Origin of the sequence: Marinomonas balearica (genome assembly GCF_004362145.1) — a bacterium.
Classification (GTDB): Bacteria; Pseudomonadota; Gammaproteobacteria; order Pseudomonadales; family Marinomonadaceae; genus Marinomonas; species Marinomonas balearica.
Genome location: NZ_SNXC01000016.1, coordinates 123837 through 133261 on the forward strand (window position 1 = coordinate 123837; position 9425 = coordinate 133261).

The window sequence follows — 9425 nt, forward strand, 5'->3', positions numbered from 1 at the left end:
TCAAAAATGGCACACTATTTCTGAGGTGAATGACACTCACCTTCTCGCTTTGTCTATTACGCTTTTTCAAAGTGTATTAGTATCAGGAGTATAGTGAATGGATAGCCGAAATAGTGTGCCATAACGATAAATACATATGCGCATGCTCGTTTTCAATGCTCGCTTTTTCGGGAGGGTTGAAAAGTTATTTTTGTTCATAGGGTTAGGAAGAAAGACAAAATAACCCGACTGGATAAATGAGCATGCCTATTAATAAAATGTTAGGGCTCTGACCTAGACTGAAGGATCTATTGAGTTAAGTATGATTGATGACCCATACCCCGAAAAATGGCAAGACCTTCAACTAGGCGTCCGTAGGATATTTCGAAATGTAGGTCTATCAGCAGACGTCGAAGTAGATCTAGTGACACCCCGTGGCTTAGTCAATGTTGATGTTCTGGCAATCGATGGCCAAAGCGTAGATAAGATTAAATATATCGTTGAATGTAAGAACTGGGGTAAAACTATACCTCAGTCGGTTGTACATTCCTTTACCACAGTCATGGGAGAGACTGGCGCCAATATCGGATTTATTATTTCTAAACATGGCCTCCAGTCTGGAGCAAAGGAGTACACACGAAATACGAATATCGTTGGGCTAACTTATTTAGAGTTTCAACAAAGATATTTCGAGGCTTGGTGGAAGAGGTATTTCTGCCCTCGGATTGGTGATGCAGCTGATCGTGTCTTGCAATATACCGAAGAGTTTAATCGTTATCGAGACAAAGAATACAACAAGTTACCCCCAGAGAAAAAGAAAGAGTTCGATCATTTACGCTCACAATACATGGTTCACTCAATGACTTTTTCGATGTTCAATTTTCCGACATTGAGCTCTAAACTTAACACTGGAACACTACTTGATGTACCGTCAGACTTGGAAGGATTCAAGAAGAATGTTTTATCCTCAATCGCCCCTGGAATTGAATGGCACTGCACAACATTTCGAGGTTTATTAGGTATTATTCTGGAGTTCCTCCAGGATGTCGAAGCGGAATTCAATTCCTTATTCGGTGGGTATATTTTCGATATTGAGCCGGTTAGCGGCGTAGGAGAAGAAGGGCCGCCTATAGAGGATGAGTGCTTATGATAAGTAGCTGTCTCGCTCCCACTGAGTACGCTAAAGCCCTAACAAACAGCTGCTGTCGGACTGGCAAAAGCTCCGGCTTCGCCTCCACTTTTACCAGCCGCAGAGCTGGGCGTTATGCATATAAGGATTTAAATGCGCACTTTCGGTGAAATAAATGGAGTTAGTCCTGGTGATATCTTTGATGATAGAGGGTCTTTAGCTAAAGCTAAAGTCCACCCTCCTTTAGTTGCAGGGATAAGTGGTGGTAAAAATGAAGGTGCCGATTCTATCGTACTTTCTGGTGGGTATGAGGATGACGAAGATTTTGGTGACGTCATTATTTATACAGGCGCTGGAGGACAACAAAACGGAAAACAGGTGTCAGATCAAGAGCTAGATGGTGTAAACCTAGCTTTAGCTAAAAGCAAAATAGAAAACCTTCCTGTCCGAGTAACTCGTGGACACAAACATAAAAATGAATTAAGTCCAATCAAAGGTTACCGATATGCAGGACTATATCATGTAGAAAACTACTGGTACGAAACAGGAAAGTCGGGGTACAAAGTTTGGAGGTACAGATTAATTGCTCAAAAGGGTTCACTTGCTGATTATATAGTGAAAGAGCCAACTGGCGAATATGATACACCTGGTAGAAAACCATCAACGGTCAATCGTATTGTAAGAAACTACCAAAAAGCTAAAAATGTAAAATCTTGGCATAACTACACATGCCAAGTATGTGGGGTAGCTATTGAAACTAGCGCAGGATTATACGCTGAAGCAGCCCACATTAAACCTTTAGGTGAACCACATAACGGACCTGATATAGAAAGTAACCTTTTATGTTTATGCCCTAACCATCATGTTATGTTTGACAATGGAGGCTTTGCTATAAGCGATAATTTAGAGTTAATTGGCATTAAGGGTAAACTTAGAGTCGTAAAAAAACACCTCATCAATATCGACTTTATTAGATACCATCGAGAGCATTATCATAAAAATGCATAACAAGCCGCTGAAGAAGGAAGTTGGAAGAAAGAAAACTATATGGATAATATGAAAACTTACCAAGGGTCATGTCATTGCAGCACAGTTCAATTTGAGATCGATACTGATCTACCGGAGTTAACGACTTGTGACTGTTCTACATGCATCCGTAAAAATGCCCTTATGGTTAAAGTCCATGAAAATTCCATGCGCATTTTATCGGGCACCGATTCGCTAACTACCTATCAATTCCATACTCATACAGCCGAACACTACTTTTGTAAGGTATGTGGTATTTATCCGTTCCATAGGAAGCGAGTTACACCCGATTATTATGGTGTTAATGTATTCTGCCTAGAAGACTTTGACCCTTCAGCTGCTCCTATTCGTGCCACTGTCGGTGCAGGGATGAAGTAATGTGTAATAAATCAGCATATAACAATATGGTCAAATTACCACGGCGTTAACTTTCACGAGTATAAAATGAGATTAGATTATCCGTTGGAGCTGATTAACTCGAAGCTCCCTAAGAAACAACCATCCTACTACCAAAAGTGGTTGATCGGCTTGTTCATAGGAATCATTGCCTGCCTATTTGTTCTGCTTATGGCTGAAGCTAGCGAATCAACTATCAGCTTGGTATTAGGCGCAGTCTGTGCGCTAATGTTTGTAGTGTTTTTTGTCTTCGGCTTATCGAAGCTGTACAACGATGAAAGTGATGGCCGTGATTTTATTAGCGTGTATCTGCCGCCTTTAACTGCGTCACCAATATTCAACTCTGCTTATGGTTGGCTTAAGCGTTTCAATAGATGGTTCTTAGTTGTTTTTTCATACATGGTGCTAGCAATGGTGCTTTTAATAATTGTGTCGGTAGGCTATGCGAGCGTCAAAAGTTAACAAGGAGCTGTTTTCGGGGAAGTTTTCCTCTGCGCTTCAAACTTGCCGCAAGCCATTTATGCCGGCTTTAGATTTCCTTCAAATAAGTGGTCTTGTTAAATGCCATAGTCAGACTCGACCTTAGATATACGAGTCTTGAATGATGAATACCATTTCTCATGACCAAGCCTTTGAGCTTCTTGGTGCTCGGAATTCTCTTTCCATTGTTTAATGGATTCAAGATCAGACCAATATGTAACGGTAATTCCAACATTTTCTCGCGCGGTCTCGATCCCTAAAAAACCTGTTTGTTTTGATGCCAATTCGACTAATCGCTCTGTCATTTGACTATAACCGTTATCACCTTCCGTTCGGAGGGATGTAAAAATAACTGCGTAGTACGGCGGCGTTGGTGTATTCGCTATAAGCGTCATCTTTGCTCCTTTGGGTACCTTATATTTTGTTACGTCGTCTGGAAGGCTAATTCGGCTTTTACCGTTTAGCGGAGGTCTATTCTAGGCGAGTAAGACCCCATCCCAACCTCCCCCTTGGTAAGGGAGAGGAGCATAGGGTTCAAGCCCTCGTCCCTTGATAAAAGGGAGGAGAGTCTACTTTTTTATTTAAAAAACAACTTGCACGCTGCGTTGTCGTTTTCGTCTTGATACGGATAACCTAGTTCATCAAGGTAGCGAGTCACGTCTGTTTCCTCACCAACGGCTTGCAACCCGACTAGCACTCGGCCATACGCGTCGCCGTGATTTCGGTAGTGGAACATAGATATATTCCATTGTCCGCCGAGAGTGTTCAGGAATTTTAACAAAGCGCCCGGACGTTCAGGAAATTCAAAGCTGTACAGTAGCTCACCTTTGTCACTGCGAAGGTGGCCACCGACCATATGACGAACGTGGACTTTGGTTGTTTCATCATCGGTCAAATCGACAATTTCGTAGTCTTTTAGGTCTTGCAATAGTTCCTGACGGCTGTCTGGACTGTTGCCAATCGCGACACCTACAAAAATCACGGCTTGCTCTGCATCACCATAGCGGTAGTTAAACTCAGAAATACTGCGCCCAACCAACGCCTGACAGAACCCTTTGAATGCGCCCGGTTCTTCTGGAATTTTTACTGCGATAATCGCTTCGCGTTTTTCACCCAGCTCTGCTCGCTCTGAAACATGACGTAAACGGTCGAAGTTGACGTTTGCACCGCTGTTGATCGCGATGAGCTTTTTATCTTTGGCACCTGTCGATTCAACGTACTTTTTAAGGCCAGCAAGCGCGCACGCTCCGGCAGGTTCTGTTATTGAGCGTGTATCATCGTAAATGTCTTTAATTGCCGCGCACATTTCATCTGTTGTCACGGTAATCACGTCGTCTACATTGTCTTTTGCAATATTGAACGTATGCTCGCCGATTTCTGCTACGGCAACGCCTTCAGCAAAAATACCCACTTGATCAAGACGTGTCGGTTTGCCTGCTGCCATCGCGGCCTTCAAGCAGGCTGCATCTTCAGGCTCAACGCCAATGACTTTAATCTCAGGGCGAAGGTACTTTATGTAGGCCGCCACTCCGGCGATTAGACCACCACCGCCGACGGGAACGAAAATCGCGTCGATATCACCTTCAACTTGGTGCAAAATTTCCATGCCGATTGTGCCTTGCCCCGCGATCGTATCAAGATCATCGAACGGGTGGACATAGGTTTGACCAGTCTGAACCATGATCTCTTTCGATTTGACAGAAGCTTCGTCAAACGCATCACCAAAAAGCACGACTTCGGCACCATGATTACGTACTGCCGACACTTTTACATCAGGCGTGGTTGCTGGCATCACAATCGTTGCTTTTACACCAAGTTTCTTGGCTGCTAGCGCTAAACCTTGAGCATGATTACCGGCGGACGCTGCAATGACTCCACGGTCTAACTCTTCTTGAGTTAGCTGACAAATTTTGTTGTATGCCCCACGAATTTTGAAAGAGAAAACAGGTTGTAAATCTTCTCTCTTCAAAATAATCTCGTTGCCCAATCGTTTTGAAAGTTGATTGGCACGAGATGCGGGTGTTTCTACAGCAACGTCATAGACGCGAGCTTGTAGAATTTTCTTGATGATTGTGTGGGGCATAAGGGTTCCTAACAAAATAATTTACGTATCGCGCCTATGTAGCGCTGTTTTCCAGTCTGAATTTCCAAATACTCTTAAATTGAAAAACGGAACAAGAAATATACTCTTTCCCGCCCTTAAGGCCAATAGCAGTAAGGCTTTTAGCGTAATATTCTCGTTCGTCTTCGGTTGGCCGTTTAAACCAAAAAGCGGTAACAATAGAACCTTGATGTGGCTATAATATCGACACCGTCAGAGGTAACAATCGTAGCATTTGCTGCTTTATAACAATCACACTAAATAGGTTCTGCTTAGCATGACTCAAGACGAACTCAAAAAAGCTGTCGCACAAGCGGCTGTTGAGCACATTCTTCCCCTTCTTGAAGAAGACACTATTGTCGGTATTGGCACGGGTTCTACTGCCAACTTATTTATCGATGAATTAGCAAAACACAAACATCTTTTTGATGGCACAGTCGCAAGTTCTGAGGCGTCTGCTGAGCGCTTAAAGGGTCATGGCATTCCCGTTTATGATCTAAACAGTGTTCCAGGTATGCGTGTTTATATCGACGGTGCGGACGAATCCAATCACCACTTGCACTTGATCAAAGGCGGCGGTGCGGCATTGACTCGCGAAAAGATTGTCGCAGCGTGTGCGGAAGAATTCGTGTGTATCGCAGACGAATCTAAACTCGTTAATGTCTTGGGCGACTTTCCTCTCCCTGTTGAAGTCATTCCAATGGCGCGTAGTTACGTTGCTCGTGAGTTAGTTAAGTTAGGCGGTGATCCAGTCTACCGCGAAGGTGTCGTTACTGATAATGGCAACCACATTTTAGACGTCTACAATCTTGAAATTCTTGATGCGGTTAAGCTTGAATCTCAAATTAACGCCATTGTCGGTGTCGTTACGAATGGTTTGTTCGCTGCACGTTCAGCAGACGTTCTGTTGCTTGGCACACAAGAAGGTGTAAAAACACTGAAAGCCTAATCAAAAGGCTTATTGCATAAATGTAACGCGCTAAGCGTTACATTTATGCCCTATATAAAAAGCATAACGCGCAACAAGCCACCCCTAAAACCCTCGATATATTAGACCTCTGAACAGAGCACTAGTAAAAAACGCTTGTTGGTTCCCTTACACTAGAAAGGAACTTTAAGCGCCCTTCTTAATTGATTAAGCTTAATTTTCTCTTAAAAACTCGTCTAAATTTCAAGATCTCTAGCTGACTCCTCTTTAATGCAATGGCATAATTTCCGATACCATCCATAAAAAGGAAATGCTCAGTATGCAAACCCTCTCACAAGTTTTGAAAGCATCAAATGCTCCTGTTGCTCTACAAGACGTGCTGACTACAACAACAAATACGTGCATCGATATTTGCAAAGCACTCCATAAAGGTTCGTTGGCAGGCATTTTAGGCGTTGCAGGTAATGAGAATGTTCAAGGAGAAGAACAAAAGAAACTAGATGTTATTTCCAATGATATGTTGAAATCCGACCTAATGAGCTGCCCAGCAGTTCGTGCAGTAGCATCGGAAGAAGAAGATGACATTGTTCCAGCCAATACCAATGGCGAATACTTGATAGCCTTCGATCCGCTTGATGGTTCTTCCAATATCGACATCAATGCGATGGTTGGCACTATTTTTTCGATCTACCACGATCAAGGAGAGAAGCCCGCAACAGAAGCCGACTTCCTAAAACCCGGCACAGAGCAAGCCGCTGCGGGTTATGTTCTTTACGGGCCTTCTTGCATGTTAGTGCTTTCAACAGGTCAAGGCGTAAAAATGTTTACCCTTGACCCGGAGAAGAACGAATTTGTCGAAACTCAGGAGAGCGTCACAGTAGACAAAGACACTCAAGAGTTTGCAATCAATATGTCAAATCAGCGTTTCTGGTCAGAAAGCATGCAAGGCTATGTCAATGACCTAGTTGCAGGTAAAGACGGAGCACGCGATAAAAACTTTAACATGCGTTGGGTTGCCGCAATGGTGGGGGACGTACACAGAATTCTGTGTCGTGGCGGCATTTTTATGTACCCTTGGGACAGTAAAGACCCTACCAAACCAGGTAAACTTCGTCTTATGTACGAAGCAAACCCTATGGCTATGCTAGTCGAGCAGGCTGGCGGAAAAGCGCATACTCATACGCAACGTATTCTGGATATTCAACCAGAAGGCATCCATCAACGTGTTCCTGTTATTCTTGGCGCAGCAAACGAAGTGGATAAGTGCTTAAGTTATTAACACTTAGATTGTAGCCATGTCGTTTTCTGACGATTGGGGATAACCGAAAAACGGAGCGAAAGTGCTCCGTTTTTTTATTTAGGATGAACATTAAGTTCTCATAGCCATTGGATGATCTGGGTTTAGCTGCAATAAATCCCAAAGGTTTCCATATAAATCTTCAAACACGGCAACTGTTCCATAATCAGCTTCACTGGGCTCACGCATGAAATTTATTCCATCAGCCACCATTCGATGATAATCACGCCAAAAATCATCTGTACTAAGAAACAAAAATACGCGACCGCCAGCTTGATTACCAATAAACTCACCTTGTTCTGGATTCGAGGCCCTAGCTAACAACAACGTAACGCCATTCGCTCCCGGAGGTGATACTACCACCCAGCGCTTATTCTGCTCTGGTTGGAAAGTGTCTTCTATCAAATCAACATTGAGCTTATTAACGTAAAAATCTATAGCTTCATCGTAGTCTTTTACGACAAGAGCAATGTGAATAATCGACTGTCTCATTTAATACCTCCAAATGAATTTTGCTACATGCGCCTAAAAACGTTCATGTTTATCGAACAAATGAATCGTATTATTTTTTTAATGCTTAAAATGTAAAACTTTTCGAAAAACTCGTCCTACCGTCGATATCATCATTGACCTGTTTCAATAGTGCCGTCAACTCAATGACTTGAGAGACTAAATTAAAGCGCACACACTGAAGACCAAAACCTTCTATAGTTACAAAACTTGACAGTTAGTCTGGTTTATTGATCGATAAGGATGGATTAGAATGAATTTATTGACTAACCTGTCAATAATGTCAGCGTCACCTTTTAAATAAATAATCAGAAAAATGAAATTGAAAGGAACCTAAGATATGAAATCACTCAAGCTATTTATATCAGCTATCGCTATCGCCTTTCCTCTTATCGTGTCAGCACAACCGGTAAAATTAACTACCATGAACTGGTCGCCGTTTTATGCGGAAAGCCTAAATAACGGTGGCTTTATAACTGCTATTGTCGAGGAAGCTTTGTCTGAAGCTGGCTACGAGAGCACTGTAGAGTTTACAGGATGGCAAGCTGCTCTTGATTCGGTAAAATCAGGTAACAAAGATGCGCTTATCGGTGCTTACTATACTGAAGAACGAACTGAGGATTATTACTACTCAATCCCCATTTATACTGTATTAGTTGGCCTAATCAAGAGTTCCGACTTCCCTTTAACAAACTACACTTCTTTCGAAGCTATAAACGACTACAAAATCGGTAAAATTGAAGGTACTTCCGTCGGAACTTCCTTCGACGCCTTTGGCTTTGCTCAACTGAATGAATTCGATTCTGTGAGTAATGCTGTAACTGCACTAACTAAAGGTGAAATAGACCTATACGCAGATAACTTGGCTGTCGCAAAAGATGCGGCTCAATCAGCAGGGCTAGACGCATCTCAACTGCAGATTTTGCTTCCACCTTTAGAGAAGAACGACCTGTACTTGTTAATTTCGAAGTCTATTCCTAATGCAGAAAAGCTTAGAGAGGCATTCAATAATGGACTTTTCGCACTTCATCAATCAGGCCGATTCAATGAAATTTTAGCTGAATATAATCAATTATAAATCTCGATCTTGTCCAAAAATAAAAAAGAGCACTATTTGTGCTCTTTTTTATTTTTTAGATTCATCTAGTTTTAAATAGCTCTAATAAGATCAACAACCTTGTATGCTCTTCTTAGATCGTACGTTTTAGCCTTTCAATCGTTTTATTACACTACAGAAATACATACCACCCTTTAGACAAGCTCAGGGAACGCAATTGGAACGGGCTTGATAACTTCGATATGATTGTGAAGATGAAGTAAGTGAAGCATATCGTGACTGCTGACTGAGTGTGTCGAAGCCATGGACACTTTATAAGCCTTTTCAATCCCCCTTAAGCCAGCCTTCGACAGGCTCTGGGAGCGGAATAGGCTCTTGTTTCTTGTCTCAAACTAAGGATTCAGAACTTCAGTCAGGATTACGCGTTTCAGAAACGAGAAAAGCCCTGACCATTTCTGATCAGGGCTTTCTGTATTAGAAGCTTGACGACGACCTACTCTCACATGGGATCCCCCACACTAC

10 protein-coding genes are annotated in these 9425 nt (G+C 42.5%); 7 read left to right on the forward strand and 3 right to left on the reverse strand.

Translation table 11 applies throughout. From position 1 onward, the window contains the following. The first annotated feature begins 301 nt into the window (after positions 1–301). From DFP79_RS17275 to DFP79_RS17290, 4 genes are all read left to right on the forward strand, one after another. Entirely contained in the window at positions 302–1129 is an 828-nt protein-coding gene (locus DFP79_RS17275) for a restriction endonuclease (RefSeq protein ID WP_133505195.1), read from the forward strand. 132 nt (positions 1130–1261) lie between these two features. After that, positions 1262–2116 (forward strand): YDG/SRA domain-containing protein, encoded by an 855-nt coding sequence (locus tag DFP79_RS17280; RefSeq protein ID WP_133505196.1) that lies wholly within the window; start codon positions 1262–1264, stop codon positions 2114–2116. Positions 2117–2155: 39 nt separating this feature from the next. After that, a complete protein-coding gene (locus DFP79_RS17285; RefSeq protein WP_243730307.1) occupies positions 2156–2512 on the forward strand; it encodes a GFA family protein in 357 nt (118 codons plus the stop codon). Between the two features lie 66 nt (positions 2513–2578). Continuing rightward, positions 2579–2992: a hypothetical protein gene (locus tag DFP79_RS17290; RefSeq protein ID WP_133505197.1), complete on the forward strand. Its 414-nt coding sequence runs from the start codon at positions 2579–2581 to the stop codon at positions 2990–2992. Positions 2993–3087: 95 nt separating this feature from the next. Here the strand turns inward: DFP79_RS17290 and DFP79_RS17295 are convergent, their stop codons facing one another. Both DFP79_RS17295 and ilvA read right to left on the reverse strand, forming a co-directional pair. Next, positions 3088–3405 carry an antibiotic biosynthesis monooxygenase family protein gene (locus DFP79_RS17295; protein WP_133505198.1) on the reverse strand — a complete coding sequence of 106 codons (318 nt, stop codon included), beginning with the start codon at positions 3403–3405 and terminating at the stop codon, positions 3088–3090. 182 nt (positions 3406–3587) lie between these two features. Then, positions 3588–5093: a threonine ammonia-lyase, biosynthetic gene (ilvA, locus tag DFP79_RS17300; protein ID WP_133505199.1), complete on the reverse strand. Its 1506-nt coding sequence runs from the start codon at positions 5091–5093 to the stop codon at positions 3588–3590. A 295-nt stretch (positions 5094–5388) separates the two neighbouring features. Here ilvA and rpiA point away from each other — a divergent pair, with 295 nt between their 5' ends. Together rpiA and DFP79_RS17310 are read left to right on the forward strand one after the other, a co-directional pair. Then, positions 5389–6060, forward strand: coding sequence for a ribose-5-phosphate isomerase RpiA (rpiA, locus tag DFP79_RS17305; RefSeq protein ID WP_133505200.1), 672 nt, complete (start codon positions 5389–5391; stop codon positions 6058–6060). A 298-nt stretch (positions 6061–6358) separates the two neighbouring features. Next, entirely contained in the window at positions 6359–7318 is a 960-nt protein-coding gene (locus DFP79_RS17310; protein ID WP_133505201.1) for a class 1 fructose-bisphosphatase, read from the forward strand. A 90-nt stretch (positions 7319–7408) separates the two neighbouring features. Here DFP79_RS17310 and DFP79_RS17315 read toward each other — a convergent pair whose 3' ends face one another. Next, positions 7409–7828: a VOC family protein gene (locus DFP79_RS17315; RefSeq protein WP_133505202.1), complete on the reverse strand. Its 420-nt coding sequence runs from the start codon at positions 7826–7828 to the stop codon at positions 7409–7411. 358 nt (positions 7829–8186) lie between these two features. Between DFP79_RS17315 and DFP79_RS17320 the strand changes: the two genes are divergently transcribed. Continuing rightward, positions 8187–8924 (forward strand): substrate-binding periplasmic protein, encoded by a 738-nt coding sequence (locus DFP79_RS17320; RefSeq protein ID WP_133505203.1) that lies wholly within the window; start codon positions 8187–8189, stop codon positions 8922–8924. The last annotated feature ends 501 nt before the right edge of the window (positions 8925–9425 follow it).